This is a genomic window from Azospirillum sp. FG154 (assembly GCF_057809575.1).
Genome location: NZ_JBMDKF010000003.1, coordinates 339,127 through 360,038, shown reverse-complemented (window position 1 = coordinate 360,038; position 20,912 = coordinate 339,127). Strand labels below are relative to the sequence as shown.

22 protein-coding genes, 1 tRNA gene and 1 pseudogene are annotated in these 20,912 nt (G+C 63.9%); 10 read left to right on the top strand and 14 right to left on the bottom strand.

Translation table 11 applies throughout. The features are described from left to right. Nucleotides 1-1,116: 1,116 nt before the first annotated feature. From ACODS4_RS05870 to ACODS4_RS05840, 7 genes and pseudogenes are all read right to left on the bottom strand, one after another. Nucleotides 1,117-1,761 (bottom strand): annotated as a pseudogene (locus ACODS4_RS05870) (AAA family ATPase); the annotation flags it as partial. Continuing rightward, a complete protein-coding gene (locus ACODS4_RS05865; RefSeq protein ID WP_488861605.1) occupies nt 1,758-2,720 on the bottom strand; it encodes a DUF7146 domain-containing protein in 963 nt (320 codons plus the stop codon). The pseudogene ACODS4_RS05870 and the gene ACODS4_RS05865, both read right to left, overlap by 4 nt. A 259-nt stretch (nt 2,721-2,979) precedes the next feature. After that, the gene (locus ACODS4_RS05860) at nt 2,980-3,216 is read right to left on the bottom strand and encodes a hypothetical protein (protein WP_488861603.1); all 237 of its coding nucleotides are present in this window, start codon (nt 3,214-3,216) and stop codon (nt 2,980-2,982) included. After that, entirely contained in the window at nt 3,213-3,449 is a 237-nt protein-coding gene (locus ACODS4_RS05855) for a helix-turn-helix transcriptional regulator (protein WP_488861601.1), read from the bottom strand. Before ACODS4_RS05855 ends, ACODS4_RS05860 begins: the two co-directional genes overlap by 4 nt. Before the next feature lie 68 nt (nt 3,450-3,517). Continuing rightward, on the bottom strand, nt 3,518-3,982 hold the full coding sequence (locus ACODS4_RS05850) for a hypothetical protein (protein ID WP_488861599.1): 465 nt from the start codon (nt 3,980-3,982) through the stop codon (nt 3,518-3,520). Then, nucleotides 3,979-4,236, bottom strand: a complete 258-nt coding sequence (locus tag ACODS4_RS05845) for a hypothetical protein (protein WP_488861597.1) — start codon at nt 4,234-4,236, stop codon at nt 3,979-3,981. The genes ACODS4_RS05850 and ACODS4_RS05845 overlap by 4 nt, the downstream gene beginning before the upstream one ends. A gap of 73 nt (nt 4,237-4,309) precedes the next feature. Beyond that, entirely contained in the window at nt 4,310-4,858 is a 549-nt protein-coding gene (locus ACODS4_RS05840) for a hypothetical protein (RefSeq protein ID WP_488861595.1), read from the bottom strand. A gap of 137 nt (nt 4,859-4,995) precedes the next feature. Between ACODS4_RS05840 and ACODS4_RS05835 the strand changes: the two genes are divergently transcribed. Further along, complete coding sequence (locus ACODS4_RS05835; RefSeq protein WP_488861593.1) at nt 4,996-6,114, top strand: tyrosine-type recombinase/integrase; 1,119 nt, start codon at nt 4,996-4,998, stop codon at nt 6,112-6,114. A gap of 201 nt (nt 6,115-6,315) precedes the next feature. Here the strand turns inward: ACODS4_RS05835 and ACODS4_RS05830 are convergent, their stop codons facing one another. Then, entirely contained in the window at nt 6,316-7,689 is a 1,374-nt protein-coding gene (locus ACODS4_RS05830; protein WP_488861591.1) for a flagellar hook protein FlgE, read from the bottom strand. Between the two features lie 272 nt (nt 7,690-7,961). On the opposite strand from ACODS4_RS05830, the gene ACODS4_RS05825 reads away from it, so the two are divergent. Both ACODS4_RS05825 and ACODS4_RS05820 read left to right on the top strand, forming a co-directional pair. Beyond that, nucleotides 7,962-8,037: transfer RNA gene (locus tag ACODS4_RS05825), tRNA-Asn, on the top strand. 293 nt (nt 8,038-8,330) lie between these two features. Beyond that, the gene (locus ACODS4_RS05820; RefSeq protein WP_488861589.1) at nt 8,331-8,558 is read left to right on the top strand and encodes a hypothetical protein; all 228 of its coding nucleotides are present in this window, start codon (nt 8,331-8,333) and stop codon (nt 8,556-8,558) included. A 16-nt stretch (nt 8,559-8,574) separates the two neighbouring features. On the opposite strand, the gene ACODS4_RS05815 is transcribed toward ACODS4_RS05820, so the two are convergent. Then, on the bottom strand, nt 8,575-8,808 hold the full coding sequence (locus ACODS4_RS05815; RefSeq protein ID WP_488861587.1) for a hypothetical protein: 234 nt from the start codon (nt 8,806-8,808) through the stop codon (nt 8,575-8,577). Between the two features lie 210 nt (nt 8,809-9,018). Here ACODS4_RS05815 and ACODS4_RS05810 point away from each other — a divergent pair, with 210 nt between their 5' ends. The 7 genes from ACODS4_RS05810 to ACODS4_RS05780 all read left to right on the top strand — a co-directional run bounded on the left by ACODS4_RS05810 (nt 9,019) and on the right by ACODS4_RS05780 (nt 14,614). Next, nucleotides 9,019-10,080 carry a S1C family serine protease gene (locus ACODS4_RS05810; RefSeq protein WP_488861585.1) on the top strand — a complete coding sequence of 354 codons (1,062 nt, stop codon included), beginning with the start codon at nt 9,019-9,021 and terminating at the stop codon, nt 10,078-10,080. Nucleotides 10,081-10,167: 87 nt separating this feature from the next. Further along, nucleotides 10,168-10,788, top strand: a complete 621-nt coding sequence (locus tag ACODS4_RS05805) for an NUDIX domain-containing protein (protein WP_488861583.1) — start codon at nt 10,168-10,170, stop codon at nt 10,786-10,788. A gap of 108 nt (nt 10,789-10,896) precedes the next feature. Continuing rightward, nucleotides 10,897-11,898, top strand: a complete 1,002-nt coding sequence (locus tag ACODS4_RS05800) for a cysteine synthase A (RefSeq protein ID WP_488861581.1) — start codon at nt 10,897-10,899, stop codon at nt 11,896-11,898. 17 nt (nt 11,899-11,915) lie between these two features. Then, nucleotides 11,916-12,623, top strand: a complete 708-nt coding sequence (locus tag ACODS4_RS05795; protein ID WP_488861579.1) for an alanyl-tRNA editing protein — start codon at nt 11,916-11,918, stop codon at nt 12,621-12,623. A 39-nt stretch (nt 12,624-12,662) separates the two neighbouring features. After that, nucleotides 12,663-13,562, top strand: coding sequence for a sulfurtransferase (locus tag ACODS4_RS05790; RefSeq protein ID WP_488861577.1), 900 nt, complete (start codon nt 12,663-12,665; stop codon nt 13,560-13,562). A gap of 9 nt (nt 13,563-13,571) precedes the next feature. Next, the gene (locus tag ACODS4_RS05785; RefSeq protein WP_488861575.1) at nt 13,572-14,021 is read left to right on the top strand and encodes a GNAT family acetyltransferase; all 450 of its coding nucleotides are present in this window, start codon (nt 13,572-13,574) and stop codon (nt 14,019-14,021) included. Then, the gene (locus tag ACODS4_RS05780; RefSeq protein ID WP_488861573.1) at nt 13,997-14,614 is read left to right on the top strand and encodes a GNAT family N-acetyltransferase; all 618 of its coding nucleotides are present in this window, start codon (nt 13,997-13,999) and stop codon (nt 14,612-14,614) included. The genes ACODS4_RS05785 and ACODS4_RS05780 overlap by 25 nt, the downstream gene beginning before the upstream one ends. A 521-nt stretch (nt 14,615-15,135) precedes the next feature. Here ACODS4_RS05780 and ACODS4_RS05775 read toward each other — a convergent pair. The 5 genes from ACODS4_RS05775 to ACODS4_RS05755 form a co-directional block, all read right to left on the bottom strand. Next, nucleotides 15,136-16,221, bottom strand: a complete 1,086-nt coding sequence (locus ACODS4_RS05775; RefSeq protein ID WP_488861571.1) for a pyridoxal phosphate-dependent aminotransferase — start codon at nt 16,219-16,221, stop codon at nt 15,136-15,138. Nucleotides 16,222-16,347: 126 nt separating this feature from the next. Continuing rightward, on the bottom strand, nt 16,348-17,124 hold the full coding sequence (locus tag ACODS4_RS05770; RefSeq protein WP_488861569.1) for an amino acid ABC transporter ATP-binding protein: 777 nt from the start codon (nt 17,122-17,124) through the stop codon (nt 16,348-16,350). 14 nt (nt 17,125-17,138) lie between these two features. After that, nucleotides 17,139-18,245: an amino acid ABC transporter permease gene (locus ACODS4_RS05765; RefSeq protein ID WP_488861567.1), complete on the bottom strand. Its 1,107-nt coding sequence runs from the start codon at nt 18,243-18,245 to the stop codon at nt 17,139-17,141. Between the two features lie 5 nt (nt 18,246-18,250). Continuing rightward, the gene (locus ACODS4_RS05760) at nt 18,251-19,450 is read right to left on the bottom strand and encodes an amino acid ABC transporter permease (protein WP_488861565.1); all 1,200 of its coding nucleotides are present in this window, start codon (nt 19,448-19,450) and stop codon (nt 18,251-18,253) included. Nucleotides 19,451-19,655: 205 nt separating this feature from the next. After that, on the bottom strand, nt 19,656-20,675 hold the full coding sequence (locus ACODS4_RS05755) for an amino acid ABC transporter substrate-binding protein (protein WP_488861563.1): 1,020 nt from the start codon (nt 20,673-20,675) through the stop codon (nt 19,656-19,658). Nucleotides 20,676-20,912 lie beyond the last annotated feature (237 nt).

Here is a 20,912-nt window from a genome sequence, read left to right as displayed (position 1 = left end):
GGCGCGTTTTTTCCTCCCCCCGGCCCGCCCGCGCCCGCGCGGAAGCCCCCCCTTCGGCTCCGCTTCTGTCCTTTCGATGCAACACGATGTGCAACATGAGGGGAAAACATCAATGTTTTCAATGGATAGTATCGGATTGCGCATCCGATGCTCTGCGTTCGATAGGGTGTACGTGTCGGCCCGGTGGAGCGTACGGGCGGCTGGGCGGCGGTGTTTTCGCGGCTCGTTTGAGCGTGAGGGCCGTCCCCCGTGACCATCCTCCACATCCACCCTCAAACCAATCAACCCCTTCACGCCCCAATCGCCCATCACCCCCGTGACGCTCTCCCCCTCAAAACCACCCCGTTTCGTCACGCTGCTGTGGGGGTCGGCATCAATCTAGATCCCCTACGCTCGCGCCGCACTCCCTGTAGGGGAGGCGCGAAAGCGTATAGGGGGTATGGGGGACTGCGTGCATAGCAACTACGACGCAGTCCGGCGCAACTGCGACGCAGTGAAATCAATAGCTTACAAGGGACTGCGACGCGGCCCAGCCGCATGCGTCGCGGCTGGAGCTATGGCCGCATCATCGTTGGCAGGGGCCGCCGATGTCGGGCGCTCGGCGATGGATTTCAGCGCTTGCCGGTTGGCCTTCCTGCCCACAACCACATTGGCCTCGATCCTTCCGGCGTTGAACAGCCGCTCCATTGCGCCTTCGAGTTCAGCGCGCGTGAAGCCCTTGGTCTCGGTTCGCCCTCCCAAGGCCTTCGGAGCGTAAGTCTTGCCCGCGTTCGGGCTGTGAGAGACGCCGCGCCCTTGGTCCGTCATCGCCTTCAGCCCGGCAAGGAACGCCTCTTCAGCCTCGCGTTCCCGGTTCTTGGCATCTATGCGCGCCACCGTGCCTGTGGCGCTGCTGCCGACCACACGGAACACGCCTTCATGCCACTCCAATCTCAGCTTCTCGCCGATCTGCGCATAGTTCCCCTTTTTCTGGGACAAGTCGCGAAGATCGGGATTGACCGCCTCTCCCGACTCAGCCTTGGGGCGGGTGAGATACCAGCGGGCGCGAACACTGTTCGACCAGCCGGTACTGCCGCCGGTTCCTTCGCCCGAAGCCATGCCAGCGGCGCTGGGATGCGCGCACAGAAGCACAGCGCCGTCGAGTTCGCGCGCCAAGCCGGAACATGCCCGCTGAATGAACTGGCGAACGTGTGATCGGTTGATCTCGTTACCGCCAAACGTGTCGGCGGCTGTGTCCAGCACCACCAGTTGGGCGCGATGCGCTGCGGCTTCCTCACGCACCTGGAACCAAAGGTCGGTGAGGTGCCCGATGCCATCGCTGTCGAAGGTCATCAACAGGTTGCTTTCCGCGTCGGTCCGGCTGATCCAGCGCATGTTGCCCAAGTCGCGGAAATCGACGCCGAGATGACGGTTCACGTCCACCTGTCGGCGATGCAACTCGTCTCCATCATCTTCGCAGAATAGGCCCCACGTGCGACACGACGTCACCTCCAGGCCAAGCCGTGGCTGCCCCACAGCCGCGCTGGCCATGAGTTGCTGTGCTAGCAAGCTCTTGCCGGTAGCTCCATCACCGTAGAACAGCCCGGTCTGCCGCCAGGGCAGCCAGTCTTTCACCAGCCACCTTCGCTGTGGGATCTCGATCCCCTGAAGGGTAGTCGGATCGGTAACGCGGAGAGGCGTCGGAACATCGTCGTTTGTCGCCGTCTTCTCGCGTCGAGCGCGATCCGCCGTGGTTAGGATTTCCTTCAACGGATCCGTCATGCTGCGGCCCAATCGTTCAGGTCATGGCCGGGCTGGGGAGGCAGCACAATGCGCGCCTCACGGTTTGCGGCGGTCCAGACGCGCGCCACCTTTTCGGCGGCGCTGCGGCCCGCCGGATCGTGGTCGGCGAAGATCGTCACCGCTCCAATCCCATGCAGCACCGGGAAGTTGCCGACGTTGCCCGCATCGATGCAGCTCCAGACCGGCGCCCATCCGGCGGCCAGCGCCGTCAACGCGGTCTCCAGCCCTTCGGCGACACCGATCCCCGTCGTCACATCGTCGTTCGCTGACAACCGGATCACACCGCCCGCCTTCCGGTGCCCCTTCAGCAGCAACCGGGGGCGATCCACCGGCGCTTTGCCCGCCCCGTCGGGGTCCAACCACGTCCGGTGCAGGTTCAGCGCGCGGTCGGCGTCCTGGGCGTCGGTGATAAGCCCCAGCAGCGCCGGGAACGCAGCGCCCGACGGGCCATAGCGCAGAGATGGCACCCACCGGACGGCGTGCGGCTCCGGCAGGGCGCAGCGGCGACCAAGCAAATACCGCCCGGCGACGCTGCCCGCCGTGACCGGCTGTCCCGACGCCCACAGATCACGCCCCCAAGGGGAAAGCGTCGCATGCTCAACCGGCGGCGGTTCCGGTGCCGCTGCGTGCGTGGGCGCGGCTGCCCGGCCTGGATCGCCCAGCCATTCCCGCGCCCATCGGACGGAGCCGGGGAAATCGAGCCGGAGCGCGCGAGCGATCAGGGCCAGCATGTCGCCACCTTCCTCCGCGCCATGGTCGCACCACAGGCCAGCCTTGGAGCCGGTCAGCACCACGGACAGACTGCCTTTGCGCCCAAACCGGACTTCGGTCCTGCCCGACCACGTGGCGTTGGGCGGGCCAAGCAACGCCTCAGCCAGCGCCCGCGCGTGGTCGCGAAGGCGTCCGCGCACGTCGTCGAGGTCGGTGTCTTCAATCATCTGGCTCTCGGTTGATGAAGGGCGGCGAATGAAGCCAGCGCCCGGCGGCGCGGCAACGCGGGAAGTTGGTTCAGGGCCGCGAGGGCGGCGGGCGCGTCATTGGTGTTGGCCTCAAGCCTGCGCAACGCTGCAACCACCTGTTCCCCCTCGGGGCCGGTGTAGACCCGGACCAGCGCCCCAAGAGCGCGGCACCGGGCCGCCCGTTCGATGTCCGAAAGGCCAGGCACGAACGGCCCCCAGCGATCCGACGGCGGGATCATCACCGCACCGCCAGAACCGGGCGCGGCGGGAATCGGTCCCCACCAACAACCGCAAGAGTGTCTTGTTCGATCCGCCCATAGCGCTCCAGCCGATCGAGGATGTCAGCCTCAAGGCCGTGGGCGCTCGCCACCTCGATCAGCAGTTCGTGAACCGCGCGCGGACCCAGCCCACACAAGCGCCCCACCAGTTGCTGCATGCGCAGTTCGGCGGCGGGGGAGACACAGCGCTCCATCATGCCCTCTCCCGCGCACGAAGCCATGCCGTGCAGGTCGTTTCCAGCACGCCGCGCTTACGGCCCAAGGTGATTGTTGGGGGAGCTTCGCCACGCTGGCGCAGCACGTCGAAGAACCGACGGCTGATCGCGGCGCGCTCACAAAACTCCGGGATCGTGAGAACCCGCTCGGTTTGGGTGGTGTTCGGGTTGGCTACCATGCTGAAAACCTCGCTGATGAAAGCACGGCAAAGCATGGGAGAGAATCGAAGCGCGCCCCAACGCACCGGGAAACGGCAGACTGAAACCTGATGGTCAGGCAGGTTCAGGCCAACCACTCGGCGGGCGGTGGGTCATTCATCCAATCGCCGCTCTCGCCTGCGATGTCCTCGCACCACGCCTCGGCGTCGTCTTCAGGGAAGCCGCGCCTCATCAGGTCGCGCTTGATCGGATCAAGGTAGGATTCCATCGTCTTCTCAAGGTTGGCTTCAGGAACACCTTGAAGAAGTTCCCCCAGCCGCTGGCCATGCTCCTTGACCGGGTAAAAATCCCAAGGAGCACCCCCGACTTGCACGAACAGACGATACCGCCGGAGGGCTTCGTCCTCGCTCCGCTTTGCGAGCGTGGCAGCAAGTTCTGGGCCAGATTCTTCAGACATTCTCCGCTCGAAAGAAACTCGAAGACGACGAATCCAGAACCGCGCCTGATCCGGCACTACCCCGTTCCGGAAAAGCGCCCAAGCCATCCCGTCGATCTGACCATACGTATCGATTATTGCGTCAGTGTTCATTTGCGGGCCGCCTGTTCTTGGGTTTCGATCCAGGCGCGAAGCGTGGTCCGGCGTCCGCAGACCGTAGCGCCCATGGTGAAGGTCGGGGTGATCCCCTGGGCGTGCAGGTGATAGATCCGGCGGCGCCGCTTGGCCGTGCCAAACAGGAACACGGCGATTTCCTCCGCGCCGAACAGCAGATCGTCGGCGATCCGGTTGTCGTTGGATGCCGTGTCGTTGGCTGGGGTGAGAGGTAAAACAGGATGATCGGTCATTATCGTCCTCATGAGTTACGCGCCGCACATTAATCAAAGAACACTCTATGTCTCTCTTAAGCAATTCGAGACCTCATGAGATCTCGATAATACCAGGAATGTTTCGGAATATGTCAGAGACATTAAACACAAACACTGCGCCCCAACTATTAGGAGACGACAAATCAATTTCTTCATTGATTGAAAAATTACTAAATTCTACCGTTAACCCCCACGTAACACTCCACATATTTAACCCAATCATCTTGATGATTACATAAATATTTTCCCCAATTAGCGCTTTTTCAAAAAAACTAAAAGGCTCATTATCTGCCGGAAGAATCAAACGATCATCAAATGATCTTCTTAGAGACGCAGAAATACCACGTAATCCACCCACGGACACAGCGGTATCAGCGAATTTTCCTATAATCGCCGCGATTGCTACTTCCGTGACTGCATATTTTCTTCTAACGCCAGGGCCGCCATGGCGCGTCTCCGGTGTGCAGTCAATCACACCATTGAGGGTCCAGAACTGGAGCGTTCGCCCTTTCACACCCGATCCAGTGCTTGCTTCGGCGAGCGTGACCGGACGCTTGAGCCTGTCCACAAGGCTCGAACTAGACGAAGAAGGGGTTGCCATATTTTGGACCCAACGAACTATGTTGCACCAACACGAAAAGACATAACGTGCTCTTTCGCTCTTGGCAATAGCCGTAACGGATGTCACCTTGTGGAAAGAACATCGCCGATTGGCGATGGGCCTTCGTAGGAGCGGGCATGTCATCCATTCGCAAACGGACCCTGCCCAGCGGTGAAACCCGCTGGCAACTCGATTACCGGGATCAGGCTGGGCACCGCCGACACCGGCAGTTCAGGACCAAGAAGGAGGCCGTCGAGTTTGAGACGAAAGCCCGCAGCGAAGTGGCCTTGGGCGTCCACACACCGGATTCCGTTTCGGTCACGGTGAAGGAAGCGGCAGAACTGTGGCTCCAGCGGTGCGAACAGCGCCGACACGAGCGCAGCACCCTCGACCAGTACCGGGGGCATGTCGAAGGGCACATTGTGCCCCTGATCGGCGAGACCAAGATCTCCCGGTTGACCGCGCCAATGGTCGAGAGCTTCGCTGAATCGCTGCTGGATCGTTGCTCACACCAAACAGCCCGCAAGATTCTGGTCAGCTTCAAATCCCTGATGCGCGATGCCCAGCGGCGCGGGTTGGTGGCGCAAAACGTCTCCCTCACCACCAGGATCGATGCGCCGACCAGAGGGGAAGAGGATCTGCATTTCCCAACCAAAGAGGAATTGCGGGAGATTTTCGCCAAGGCCACGGATCGTTGGAAACCGCTGCTCATCGTTGCGGCCCTGTGTGGGTTGCGGGCATCCGAATTGCGCGGGCTGGTCTGGGATGCCGTGGATCTCAAAAGCAAAGCGATCACCGTCAGCCAGCGCGCCGACCGCTACAAGCGGATGGGGCCACCGAAAAGCGCTGCCGGGCGACGGGAGGTGCCAATGTCGCCCCTTGTTGTCCAGACCCTGCGCGAATGGAAGCTCGCTTGCCCAAAGACCAAGGTCCGTGGTGGCCTGGATTTCGTGTTCCCGAACGATTCAGGGGGCATGATGAACATGCTGGACATCCTGCGCCGGTGTTGGCACCCACTCATGAAGGAATGCAAGCTGGTTATCGGGGAAGGCGGCAAGCCACGATACCGGTTCCACGATCTGCGCCACGTCGCGGCAAGCCTGTTGATCGAACAAGGCGCATCACCGAAACGGATCCAGGAGTTCATGGGGCACAGCAGCATCAACGTGACGTTCGACGTTTATGGAAAGCTGTGGAAAAACCCGGAAGCGGATCAAGCCTTGGTCAGCGCTGCTGAACGTGAGATTTTTGGTTGAAACAAGCGCAACACGCTTGCAACAATATTAATTCAAGTAACTGTATTCGTTTGATTATTTGTTGACTGCAAATCCGTGTACGTGGGTTCGATTCCCGCCCGTGCCTCCATCCCAACCTTGCGCCATGGCGCGCCGCCGACAAGCCTCGCTTTTGCGAGGCTTTTTTGTTGCCGGATTGTTGGGAGCCGCGCCGGGCCGCCGTCAGTTCAGCATGCCCAACACCGTCTGCGTCATCTCATCGCCCGTGCTGATGATCTTGGACGAGGCGGAATAGGCGCGTTGGGCGGTGATGAGCGTGGTGAATTGCGCTTCGATGGACACGTTGGACCCTTCGACCGCGCCGACCGCCAGAGACTCGCCGCTGGCCTGCCCGGTTCCGAAATCGCGGAAGGTGATGCCGCCGGACTCGGTCGTGACCTGATAGGCCGCGCCGGACTCGGCTTGCAGATCGGTGGCGTTGACCACCGTCACGTCGGGAACCCGGAAGAAATCGCGCGTCTTGCCGCCATCGAACGTGCCGCGCACGAAGCCGTCGGAGGTCAGATCGACGCTTTGCAGGCTGCCCGAGGGGATCCCGTCGTTGGAAACCGCGACGTTGCTGATGGTCGTCCCCGCCGCCGCCCCGCCTGCCGCCGCCCCGCCAACCGCCATGGTCATCGCGTCGCCGGTTGATCCGTAACCGCCCAGATCGACCGTCATGGCGGGAAGATCGCCGACCGCGCCCAAGGCCAAGGTCGCGTTGGTTCCGCTGGCTCCGCCGCTCAGCGTGCCGTCCGCCGCGAAGGACAGCGTGCCCAGCGACTGCCAACTGGTCGGATCGCCGACGCTCGCCCCGCCGGCCGCCGTGCCGTCGCCGTTCGTGGCCCCGGCCCGGTAGGCCGTCCACACGCTCGTGCCGTCGGCGTTGCTGGCGGTTTTCAGAAAGCGCACATCGACGCTGCCCGCCGCGCCCGTCTTGTCCACCACCGGGATGGACACGCCGACCGTGTTGTCGGCGCTGGGCGTTTGGGCTGCCGCCAGCCCGCCGGGCAAGGTGGCGTTGAGGGAAATTTGCGACGTCGCCGCGAAGTAGCTTTGCGCCGTGTCCAGCGACACCAATTGCAGATCGGCGGCGCTGCGGGTGGACGAACTGGCGGTCGGGTTGGCCGGATCGACGGCGAAGCCCATCAGGGCGCGGCCCGACCCGTTGACCAGATGGCCGAACCGATCCTGCTGGAAATCGCCCGCGCGCGTCAGTTCCGGCGCCCCGCTGGCCGCCGTGCCGACGCTGGCCGCCTTGCCGGTGGTCGGATCGACCGTGGCGACGGCGAAAAAGCCCTGACCGACGATGGCGGCGTTGGTGGTCACGCCGGTCTGGCTGATCGTGCCGCTTTTGTCGGCCAACAGCCGGGCGTCCGCCCGCACCCCGGACCCATCAAAGGAGCCGCCCTGCCCGACCAGCGCGCTGAATTCGGTTTCCGACGCCTTGTAGCCGGTGGTGGTGGAGTTCGCGATGTTGTCCGAAATGGTGTTGAGCGCCGCCGATTGCGCGGTCATCCCGGTGACGCCCTTGTTCATGATCGTGGTCAACGACATCGCCGGTCACTCCCTTTGCGGCACGCCCCACGGGGCGGACGGATTTCAACCTCACTGCTACGAACCGGCGGAGGCCCGCCCTGCGCTCCGTTTCGGCGAAAAAACCCGTCCGGCGCAAAAAAGAATCATTTCGCCCCAAATGCGTTGCATCGCCGCGACAGCCGTGAACGCTTCTGTCAATTTTTTGCCAAATAGGGCTTGGCAGGCCGCAGATGTTTCGCTATACACCCGCCCACGCCAACACCGGCGCCCGCCACACGGCGCGGCACCGATCCCGGTTAGCTCAGTTGGTAGAGCAGCGGACTGTTAATCCGCTTGTCGCTGGTTCGAGTCCAGCACCGGGAGCCAGATTGAAAAGGGCCGAACGCTCCGCGCGTTCGGCCCTTTTCCGTATGCCCATCCCCATCGGTGGTTGGTCGTCCGTGGGTGTGGTCCGAACGACACGCCGCCCAAAAGACGACGCGGAGCCGCGCGAATAGTCTGCCGCTTTTCCAGGCGAAGGATTAAGCTGACAGCAGTTCCGAACCGCCGCCCACGACGCTGGCCGGTTTGACGCGTTTCGCCAAACCCGCCGTCCTCACAATCAAACGCCAGTCCGGCGGGCGCCGGTTCGGGGGCTTCTCCCTTGATGGAGGACCGCCATGTTCTTGCCGCTGCATTTGCACTCGCACACCGATCCCGGCCTGCTGCCGGACCATGACGAGCCGTTGCACACCCGCGATTGCGTCGCGCCGCTGATTTTGTCCATCATCGCCGCGCTGCTGGCCTTGGCCGTCCTTGGCGCTGATTGGCGTGGAACATGGTTCGCCTCCGAACCGTCTTTGCCGCCAAGCACCCGGATGCTGGTCATCACGCCGCAACCCCGCTGATGGGACCGCGACAGGCTTAACCGACCAGATCGTCGTAAATGGTGGAGTCGGGATCGCCCTCGCCAGCTTGCGAGACCACGCGCTTCCACTCGCCGCACCAGGCGGTGGAGATGGTGACGGGAAAATCACCCTCCGGGCTGCGCGGCGTCACCACCGGCGGGTAACGGTGGCACGCGCCCTTCGGTCCGCGCTGGCGCAGGCCCTGCCCCTCCCAGAAGCGGCAGGTGTAACAGGTGTCGAGACGCTTCATCGCGGACCAGCCCCTTCGTGATCGTCAGCCGTCATCATCGGCCATCATGCGGCGTCGGCGATCGCCAGACGGTCATCTGGCGTAATACGCCCGCGCCTCCGCGTCCAGCGCCCTTTCGATCGGGTCGCTCCGGGGCCTTGATGCCATGCCCGCGCGCGCAATCTCATTAGAAGCGCCCCACGCCGGGCGCGCGAGCGGGAGGGCGACATCATGCGGATCGTCGGCGCAACCCCCATTCAACGGCAATGGCCCGGGCGATGGTCCGGGCGATGGTACGATTGGTTGGTCGCCGCCCGCCTGTTCCTGCTTGTGATGACGCTGGCGCCATGGCTCGGCCCCCCACCGGCCCGCGCCGAGGGGTTGGACGCCGAACGGCTGGTTCAGGCCATTGTCGGCGTCGCCGCCGTCGCGCCGCCCGACGTGCAAAGCTCCCGCAATCTGGGAACCGCGCGCGAAGGCAGCGGCGTCGTCATCGACGGATCGGGTCTGATCCTGACCATCGGCTACACGGTGATGGAGGCCTCCGCCATCCAGGTGACGACGGCGAACGGCAAGAGCTTTCCGGCCTCGCTGGCGGCCTATGATCCGGTCAGCGGCTTCGCCCTGCTGCGCGGGGAACAGGGATTCACGGCGCCGTGGCTGCCGTTGGGCGACTCCACCCAACTGACGGAGGGCGACGCGCTGCTCGCGATGACTGGCGGACCCAACCGTGGCGCGGCGGCGGTGCGGCTGGTCAGCAAGCGCGAGTTCGCGGGTTATTGGGAGTATCTGCTGGACGAGGCGCTGTTCACCTTCCCGCCGATTCGCGCCTTCAGCGGGGCCGCTCTGGTCAACCGCGACGGGGCGTTGGTCGGCGTCGGCTCTCTGTTCGTCACCCAGGCGCTGGAAGGGCGAATCCTGCCCGGCACCATGTTTGTTCCGGTGTCGGCGTTGGAACCGATCCTGGCCGATTTGCTGGCCTATGGGGAAAGGCAGGAACCGGCCCGCCCCTGGTTGGGCGTGACCCTGCGCGAGGACAACGGGCGTCTGCTGGTCGAACGGGTGTCGCCGCGCGGACCCGCCGAAAAGGCCGGGTTGCGGGCGGGGGATTGGATCGTCGGCGTGGCGGGCAAACGGTTTGACGGCTTGGCCGATTTTTACCGCAAGCTGTGGAGCGTCGGGACGGCGGGGGTGGTCGTCCCGTTGGAGATCATGCGCGGCGCGACGCTGGAGCCGGTGGCCGTGCCGTCCGCCGACCGCGCGCGCTTCCTGCGCCTGAATCCGACCTTGTGAGGGCCGGACGCGTCCAAAGCTGTGACGCAGGGCGGCGGATGGGGTAGAGATCCGCCATTCCCGCCCCACCGCGACCGGACCCGCCCGATGAACCACCCCGACGTCGAGATCCTCGACAAGAAGACCGTCTACAAAGGTTTTCTTCAGGTCGATTCCTACCGCCTGCGCCACAAGAAGTTTGATGGAAGCTGGACCGACGTCCTGCCCCCGCGCGAGGTGTGCGACCGGGGACCGGCGGTCGGCGTCATGCTGTATGACCCCGACCGCGACACGCTGGTGATGATCGAGCAGTTCCGCGTCGCCGCCGCCACCGTCCCCGGCGGCCCGGCCTGGATGACCGAAATCGTCGCCGGGATGGTCGGCCCCGACGAATCGCTGGAAGAGGTCGCCCGGCGCGAGGCGATGGAGGAGGCCGGTTGCGCCATCCAAGAGATCGAACTGATCGGTGATTATTTCGTCAGCCCCGGCGCCTTCACCGAACAGGTCTTCGTCTATTGCGGGCGGGTGGACAGCCGTGGCCTCGCCGCCACCGGCGGGCTGGCGGAGGAGCATGAGGACATCCGCATCATGGTCATGCCGGTGGACGAGGTCATCGCCCTGATGGACGAAAACCGTCTGCGCAACTCGCTGGCCATCATCGCCGTCGGCTGGCTGGCCCGGCATCGCGAAGCGCTGCGTCGGCGTTGGTTGGGTGAGGCGCATAAATAACGAATATTTTTCGTTCAATGCAGGGTTTCACAGCGCGGCCTTGAACGGCGCCGTCCAAACGCCGATAGTGAAGGCGCCAAACACCACATTGTCTCAGGAGAGTTTGCCGTGGATATTCGCAACGGCTTTATCGGCGCCATCGGCAACACCCCGCTGATCCGCCTGGAAGGCCCGTCGCAGGCGACGGGATGCGAGATTCTCGGCAAGGCGGAATTCCTCAACCCCGGCGGGTCGGTGAAGGACCGCGCGGCGCTGGCCATCGTTCAGGACGCGGTCGCGCGCGGCGCGCTGCGGCCCGGCGGCACCATCGTCGAAGGCACGGCGGGCAACACCGGCATCGGTCTGGCGCTGGTCGGCAACGCGCTGGGCTACCGCACCGTCATCGTCATGCCGGACACCCAGAGCCAGGAGAAAAAGGACATGCTGCGCCTTGTCGGCGCGGATCTCCGTCTGGTTCCGGCGGTCCCCTATTCCAACCCGGACAATTACGTCCGCTTCTCCGGCCGTCTGGCCGAGGAGTTGGCGAAGACCGAGCCGAACGGCGTCGTCTGGGCCAACCAGTTCGACAACACCGCCAACCGCGAGGGCCATCGCCTGACCACCGGCCCGGAGATTTGGGAGCAGACCGGCGGGCGGATCGACGCCTTCACCTGCGCCGTCGGCAGCGGCGGCACGCTGGCCGGGGTTGGGTTGGCGTTGAAGGAGCGCAACCCCAACATCCGCATCGCGCTGGCCGACCCGATGGGCGCGTCGCTGTTCCATTACTACGCGTTTGGTGAATTGAAGGCCGAGGGCAGCTCGATCACCGAGGGCATCGGCCAGGGCCGCATCACCGCCAATCTGGAAGGCGCGCCCATCGACCAGGCCCTGCAAATCACCGACGAAGAGGCCCTGCCGATCATCTTCGACCTCATCAAGACGCAAGGTCTGGTGCTGGGCGGTTCGTCGGGCATCAACATCGCCGCCGCCATGCGGGTGGCCCGCGATCTCGGCCCCGGCCACACCGTGGTGACGATTTTGTGCGACGGCGGGCAGCGCTACCAATCGAAACTCTTCAATCCCACCTTCCTCCGTGAGAAGAATCTCCCTGTGCCGGATTGGCTCGACTGATTTTTTCGCGAGGGTTCATGGACGCGCTGTTTCGCGACGACGCCTACGCCCAACGCTGCGCTGCCACCGTGCTGTCGGTGGACGAGCGCGGCGTCCGGCTCGACCGCACGGTCTTCTACCCGACCGGCGGCGGGCAGCCCGGCGACACCGGCTTTCTGCGCTTTGACGGCGGAGAGGTCCGCGTCGTCGACACGGTGAAGGGCGAGGCGGGGCCTGACGACGTCATCCATGTTCTCGATCCCGCCGCCACGCCGCCAACCGTCGGCGCTGTCGTGGAGGCGGTGATCGACTGGGACCGCCGCCACCGCCACATGCGGATGCACACCGCCCTGCATCTGCTGTGCGCGGTGGTGCCGGGGTCCGTCACCGGCGGGCAGATCGGGGCCGACAAGAGCCGCCTGGATTTCAACGTCCCCGCCGAAAGCCTGGACAAGGACGCCATCGCCGCCGCCGTCAACGCGCGGATCGCGGCGGACGCCCCCGTCACCACCCGCTGGATCACCGACGCGGAGATGGCGGCGGCGCCGGAACTGGTGCGCACCATGTCGGTGAAGCCGCCGACCGGATCGGGCCGCGTCCGCCTGCTGAACATCGAGGCGGTCGATCTTCAACCCTGCGGCGGCACCCACGTCGCCCGCACCGGGGAAATCGGCGCCATCGAGGTGGTGAAAATCGAAAACAAGGGCAAGCAGAACCGCCGCGTCGTCATCGCGCTGACGGACTGACGGACTGACCGCGCCCATTCACAGCAAGGAACCGCCGCCATGACCGATTCGGTCGACACCCTGCCTGTTGACGCCCTGCCCGGCCCCGTCGTTTCCACCGACTGGCTGGCCCGCAATCTGGGCCGCCCCGGCCTGCGCATCCTCGATTGCTCCTGGTATTTCCCGTCGCAGAACCGCGACACCCACGGCGAATTCGCCGCCGCCCGGATTCCCGGCGCGCAATTCTGCGACGTGGACGACGTGTCGGCCCCCGACACCCACCCCCTGCCCCACATGGTCCCCGACGCCGCGACCTTCGCCGCCAAGATCGGCGCGTTGGGGATTGGCGACGGCGACACCATCGTCACCTACGACACCGCCGGAATCGCCACGGCGGCGGCGCGGGTGTGGTGGATGGTTCGGCTGTTCGGTTACGATCGGGTGGCCGTGCTGGACGGCGGTTTGCCGAAATGGCTGGCGGAGGGTCGCCCGACCGAGTCCGGCCCGGCCCCGGTCCCGGAGGCGCGGGTCTTCACCGCCACCCTGCGCCCGACGCTGGTCCGCAGCGTGGACGAGGTGTTGGCCAACATCGACCGCGCCGCCGATCAAGTGACCGACGCCCGCGCCCCGGCCCGTTTCGAGGGCGCCGCCGCCGAACCCTGGCCGGGCCGCCGCAGCGGGCGCATTCCGGGAAGCTTCAACCTGCCCCACACCGACCTGATCGACGGCGACAGCAAAACCCTGCTGCCGCCGGACGTCATCGCGGCCAAGGCCAAGGCCGCCGGGCTGGATCTCGACCGTCCGGTGGTGGCCTCCTGCGGCAGCGGCATCACCGCCTGCGTCATCGCGCTGGCGCTGGCGACGGCGGGCAAGACCGACGTGGCGATTTATGACGGGTCCTGGGCGGAATGGGGCCTGCGCGCCGATCTGCCGATGGACGTCGGCCCCCGGCTTGGTTGAGCGGGTCGGATGAGCGGCGGCAAACCTGCGCCCCTGTTGGCCATCCGCGTCTGCGATCCGCGTGATCGCGACGCGGTGGCGGCGCTGTGGACGGCCTGCGGGCTGGTGGTTCCCTGGAACGACCCGCTGGCCGACATCGCGCTGGCCCTGTCCAAGCCGAACGCCACCATTTTGCTGGGCACGCTCGACGGGTTGATCCTGTCGAGCGTCATGGTTGGCCATGACGGCCATCGCGGCTGGATTTACTATCTGGCGGTCGATCCGGCCTTTCAAGGCCACGGCCATGGCCGCCGCATGGTCGAGGCCGCCGAGGCGTGGCTGATCGAGGCGGGGATGCCCAAGCTTCAGCTTCTGGTGCGTGATGGCAACCAAGGGGTGCTGGCCTTCTACGAGCGGTTGGGCTATGCCAAATCACCGGCAACGATGATGCAAAAATGGCTGACGAAACCTTCTCGCTGATGCGCCCCGCCTTGCCGACCGCCGTGAAACCCGGTCATCTGTCCGTCATCGTCACCTATCTGGAGATGACGGCCCCGCCCGCTCACGCCCCGCTGGAGCGCCCCAAGGGCGATCTGGCCCTGGTCCGCGCCAACCCGCCGAGCTGGTCCTTCTACCGCTATCTCTACGACACGGTGGGCGAGCCGTGGCTGTGGCACGAGCGCCGCCGCATGGCCCGCAAGGAGCTGGAGCGCAGCCTGAACGATCCGCTGGTCGAGGTTTGGGTGCTGTATGTGAACGGAACCCCGGCGGGCTACGCCGAAATCGACCGGCGCGAGGCGGCGACCGATCTGGCCTATTTCGGCATGCTGCCCGACTTCATCGGCTACAAGCTTGGCCCCTGGCTGCTCGACACGGCGATCCGCTTGGCGTGGCAGGGCGGCGCCAAAAAGCTGGTGGTCAACACATGCAGCTTCGACCACCCGCGCGCGCTGCCGCTCTACCAGCGCATGGGCTTCGTCCCGGCGCGCCATGTGGTGCGGGAGATCCGCGACCCTCGGGTGAATGGACCGCTACCGAAAGGCGCGGGGCCGCACATTCCGATTGTGGAGTGAGAATGAGGATTTTTTTGACACCGATGAACACAGATAAACACAGATGGACTAAGAATTAGGCCGATCCGCTTTCTGCGGGAAACAATCAAATCTTTTGCGGCCTAACAATGCGCCGCCTCGGATCAGCCAATAAATAAAATCATTTTTATCTGTGTTTATCTGTGTTCATCGGCGTCAAAAATCCTGCCCACAATTGGCGCTATCCCAACACCTCCGCAAGCACCGGGTCGGTCGGCACGCAGGCCAGCACAAGATCCATGAATCTCGATTGAATGGCGCACTGCCGAAAAGCGCGGGGCCGCACATTCCGATTGTGGAGTGAGAGAAAGGGATTTTTTGACACCGATGAACACAGATAAACACAGATGAACTAAGAATTAGGCCAATCCGCTTTCTGCGGGAAGCAATCAAATCTTTGGCGATCCAGCAATGCACCGGCTAGGATCATTTAATGAATATCATCATCTTTATCTGTGTTTATCTGTGTTCATCGGTGTCAAAAATCCTGCCCGCCATTGGCGCTACCCAAGAACCTCCGCCAGCGCCACGACCAGCGCCTTGTTTTCTTCTTCGCGCCCCACCGTGATGCGCAGGCAGTCGAGCAGGCCATAGTCGCTGACCGGCTTCACCAGAATCCCGCGATGGGCGAGGTGATCGACCACGGCCTGAACGCCGAGAGACGGGTCGGTCGGCACGCGGGCCAGGACGAAGTTGCAGACGCTGGGATAGACGCGCAGGCCCACCCGTTCCAACTCGCGCGACAGCCAGGGCAGCCATTCGGCGTTGTGGGCGTAGGTCGCCTCTTCATGCTCGGCGTCGGTCAGGGCGGCGGCGGCGGCGGCTTGGGCTGGGCTGGACACGTTGAAGGCGTTGCGGATGGCGTTCACCGCCTCGATCACCGACTGCGGACCATAGCCCCAACCGACCCGCAAACCGGCCAAGCCGTGCATCTTGGAAAAGGTTCGGATCATCAACACGTTGTCGGAGTTTTCGACGATCTCCGTTCCGTCGCTGTAATTGGACCGACGGCAATAATCGGCGTAGGCCGAATCGAGCACCAGCAGCGTGTGCGGCGGCAGGCCGGAGCGCAGGCGCTGCACCAGATCGACCGGAATGTAGGTGCCGGTCGGGTTGTTGGGGTTGGCGAGGAAGCAAATCTTGGTGCGGTCGGTGGCGCGGTCGATCATCGCCTGAACATCGACGACCAGATCGCGTTCCGCCGCAATCGTCGCCGTGGCCCCCGCCGCGCGGATCGCCTTGAGAAAACCACGATAGCCATGCTCGTGGCACAGCACCTCGTCCCCCGGCCCGGCGAAGGCCTGGGTCACAAGATGGATCAACTCCTCCGACCCGTTGGCGCACACGATGTGATCGACGTCGATGGAATGGCGGCGCGCGATGGCGTGGCGCAGCGCGTCCTGGCTCCAATCGGGGTAGCGGTGGATCTGCCCGGCGGCCTCGCGGTAGGCGGCCAAGGCCAATTGGCTGGGTCCCAACGGGTTTTGCGTCAGCGACAAATCAATCCAGCGCCGACCGTCCTTGGGCGGGCGCTGCGACCGATAGGGCTTGATCTGGCCGACACCGGGGCGCGGGCTGAGCAAATCCATGGGATCATCTCCGTCGTGCGTTGCAACGAACAGCGCGTCACGGGGGATGATTGAACCTCAATCCGGTGCGCGACGCCATTGGATATTGCGTCGCACACCGGAAAAAGTTTGATTTGTTACAAATTATCAGTGGTTCAGGATCTGGCTGAGGAACAGACGCGTCCGGTCCGACTTCGGGTTGGTGAAGAAGGAATCCGGCGTGTCCTGCTCGACGATCTCGCCACGGTCCATGAAGATCACCCGGTCGGCGACCGATTTGGCGAAACCCATTTCGTGGGTGACGCACAGCATGGTCATACCGTCTTCCGCCAACCCGATCATGACGTCCAACACCTCCTTGACCATTTCGGGGTCAAGGGCGGAGGTCGGCTCGTCGAACAGCATGACCTTCGGGCTCATGCAGAGCGAGCGGGCGATGGCGACGCGCTGTTGCTGGCCGCCCGACAATTGGCCGGGGTATTTGTTGGCCTGTTCGGCGATGCGCACGCGCTTGAGATAGCGCATGGCCATCTCTTCGGCCTCGGCCTTGGGCTTCTTGCGGACCCAGATCGGGGCGAGCGTGCAGTTTTCCAACACGGTCAGGTGCGGGAACAGGTTGAAGTGCTGGAACACCATGCCGACCTCGCGGCGCACCAGCTCGATGTTCTTCAGATTGTTGGTCAGCTCGATGCCGTCAACGACGATGGTGCCCTTCTGGTGCTCCTCCAGCCGGTTCAGGCAACGGATCATCGTCGATTTGCCCGACCCGGACGGGCCGCAGACGACGATGCGTTCGCCCTTTTGGACGCTGAGTTCGATGTTTTTCAGAACGTGGAACTCGCCATACCACTTGTTGACGCCCGTGCAGCGGATGATCTCTTCGCCGCTGGGGATGTGACGGGCCTGTTGGGCGGCCTGGGACATGATGGTGCGCTCCCTTAGCGACGATGGCTGCGGTTCAGGTCACGTTCCAGCTTTTGGCTGTACTTGGACATGCTGAAACAGAAGATCCAATAGATCACGCCGATGAACAGATAGGCCTCGCGGTAGAAACCGCGCCAGGACGGATCGGACAGCGCCGCCTTGGCGGTGCCGAGAAGGTCATAGAGGCCGATGATGATGACCAGCGACGTGTCCTTGAAGAAGCTGATGAAGGTGTTCACCAGCGGCGGAATGGCGATGGCCAACGCCTGCGGCAGAATGATCTTCAGCATCTTCTGCCAATAGCTGAGGCCCAAGCCGTCGGCGGCCTCATACTGCCCCTTGGGGATCGCCTGCAAACCGCCACGGATCGCTTCGGCCATGTAGGCGGCGGCGAACATGATGAAGGCGATCTGGGCGCGCAGCAGCTTGTCGATCGACACGCCGTTCGGCAGGAACAGCGGCAGCATGACCGAGGCCATGAACAGCAGGCTGATGAGCGGAACGCCGCGAATAAGCTCGATGTAGGTGACGCACAGCACCTTGACGGCGGGCATGTTCGACCGCCGCCCCAACGCCAGCAGAATGGCGACGGGAAAGGCCACCGCCAGACCGATCACCGACAGGATGATGGTCAGCGGCAAACCGCCCCACAGCGTGTTCTCGACCGGGGTCAGACCCAGCACGCCCCCCCACATCAGGGCCGCCACCGTCAGCAGCCCGCCGACCCAGAGCAGGCCAAGCCAGGGCTTCCAGAATCGGCGGTCGCAACTGACCAGCAGCAGGCTGATGAAGATGACGATGGTCAGCAGCGGGCGCCATTGCTCGTCCCAGGGAAACTGGCCGAACATGATGAAGCGCAGCTTTTCGCCGATGAAGCCCCAGCACGCCCCGCTGTTGTCCTTGCGGCACACCGGCGAGGTGGCGTCCAGGCCATGCGCGTTGACCAGAAGCCATTCAAAGAACGGCGGAAGAGCCGACCCCAGCAGGGCCAGAACCAGCACCGTCAGGATGGCGTTGTACCAACTGTTGAACAGGTTGTTCCGCAGCCACGCGATGGGGCCGACGGTGTTGGCCGGCGGACGTTCGTCCGGCAGGCCGACGCTTTGCACGTTGTCGGTCATGGCCGTTACCGCTCCACCAGCGCGATGCGCTTGTTGTACCAGTTCATGAAGATCGAGATGCTGAGGCTGATGGACAGGTAGGTGCCCATAATCATCGTCACGCCCTCGATCGCCTGCCCGGTCTGGTTCAAGGTGGTGTTGGCGATCGACACCAGATCGGGATAGCCGATGGCCAAGGCCAGCGAACTGTTCTTGGTCAGGTTCAGATACTGGCTGGTCAGCGGCGGCACGATCACCCGCAGCGCCTGCGGCAGGATGACCAACCGCAGGGTCGGGCCGCTGGGAATCCCCAACGCGCGCGCCGCCTCCGTTTGCCCCCAATTGACGGCGACGATGCCGCTGCGCACCACCTCGGCGATGAAGGCGGCGGTGTAGATGGTCAAGCCCATCAGGATGGCGAAGAACTCCGGCGACAGCACCATGCCGCCGACGAAGTTGAATCCGGTCAGCTTCGGCATGTCGAGCGCCGTCGGCGCGCCGCCCGCGATGTAGGCGATCAGCGGCAGGCCGATCAACAACCCCAGCGACGTCCAGCCAACCGGGAAGATCTGACCCGTGCGCGCCTGCCGGGCCTTGGCCCAGCGCCGCAGGACGTAAGCCAGGACCAGCGCGACCACAACGGCGATCCCCATCATCTTCCAGACGGGATCCGACGAAGGAGCCGGCACGAACAGACCGCGCTGCGACAGGAACACGCCGGGAACAGGGTTGAGCGCCGACCGGACCGGCGGCAACCCGTCGGACACCAGCGCGTACCAGAAGAAGAGTTGCAGCAACGGCGGGATGTTGCGGACGATCTCGACATAGGCCGAAGCCAGCTTGGCGATCAGCCAGTTGCTGGACAAACGCGCCACGCCGATCAGCGTGCCAAGGATCGTCGCCAGAATGACGCCGATGATCGACACCTTCAGCGTGTTCAAGACGCCGACCAGAAAGGCCCGCCCGTAGCTGTCCTTGGGCGAGTAATCGATCACATGCTCGCCAATGCCGAAGGCCGCTTCACGCTCCAGGAAACTGTATCCGGTGGCGATGGACCGCCGCGCGAGATTGTCGAGCGTGTTGGAAATCAAAAACCAGCCGACCAGAACAACCGCGCCGACCACCAGAATCTGGTAGACGACGGCGCGGACTGTCGGGTCGCTGAGGGAAAACGATGAGCCACCGGGCGCCGGGGCGCCGCCAGTGGTCCGGGTCTGTGTCGCCACGGATACTCTCCCCCAAACCATCGCGATCCGTTCGGTGTCCTCGCGATCCCGGACGTTTTTCCGGGCCAATTCCCACACCGACGGATGCGACCATGTCTCCCAATGCGGTCTGTTGCGTGGGCGCTTCAATGCGTCCTTCGCGACCGCTCGCTTTCTGAAAAGGCCGTCCGCTCCCTGTAAGGTGGGCGGCCTTCAATGGGTTTGCTTACCGGAACGGCGCCGTGTATTGCAGGCCGCCCTTGGTCCACAAGGCGTTCAAGCCACGTTCCAGCTTCAACGGCGTGCCGGGGCCGACGTTCCGCTCGAAGATTTCGCCGTAATTGCCGATCTTCTTGATGACGTTGTAGGCGTATTTCTCATCGACGCCCAACGCCTTGCCCAGACCCGGCGTCACGCCGAGAAAGCGCAGGATGTCCGGGTTCTTCGAGGTGAGGAACTCGTCGACGTTCTTCGAGCTGATGCCAAACTCTTCGGCCTGGATGGTGACGTTCACCGTCCATTTCACGATGTCGAACCACTGGTCGTCACCATGACGAACCGCCGGGGCCAGCGGCTCCTTGGAGATGACTTCCGGCAGAATGAAATGGTCTTCCGGAACCGGGGCCACGCCCGCGCGGGTCGCCGCCAAACCGGAGACGTCGGCGGTCAGCACGTCGCAACGACCGGCGAAATAGGCGGCGTTGACCTCGTCGTTGGATTCGATGACGACCGGGTTGTAGGACAGGCTGTTGCTGCGGAAGAAATCCGCCAGATTCAGTTCGGTCGTGGTGCCCGACTGAACGCAGACGGTGGCGCCGTTCAGCTCCTTGGCGCTTTTGACGCCAAGCTTCTTGCTCACCATGAAGCCTTGACCGTCATAATAGGTGACGGGCGCGAAGTTCAGGCCGACCGAGGTGTCGCGGGTCAGCGTGACGGTGGTGTTGCGCGACAGCAGGTCCACTTCGCCCGACTGAATGGCCGGAAAACGCTGCTGAGCCGACAACGGGGTGAATTTGACCTTGTTGGGGTCGTTGAAGATGGCCACGGCGACGGCGCGGCAATAGTCGACGTCCAACCCGGTCCAGTTGCCCGCGCTGTCCGGGTTGCCGAAACCCGGCAGGCCGGCGTTGACGCCGCACTGCACGAAGCCACGCGATTTGACGGTGTCAAGCGTCGCCGCCTGAGCGCCGACGGCGGCGGTAACAACCACGGCCGCAGCGGCGGCGGCCAGGATTCCCGATTTCATAATTTGTAACTCCACCCTGTTTTTGAATTTTTCAGGTACAGAACATTCTGATGCATGCGCAAAAGCGCCCCTCAGGCGTGCCGCCTCTTTGCAGGGGAGCCATGCGCACAGCACAAGAGTGCATCAATAAGAACCCCGTTGTCGAATCCTTCCGATCATCCTCCGTCAGCAATTTTCCGGCAATGAACCCATCCTGGACAGTGACTTAGTCGATCGACGCCCGTCCAGACGGCACCC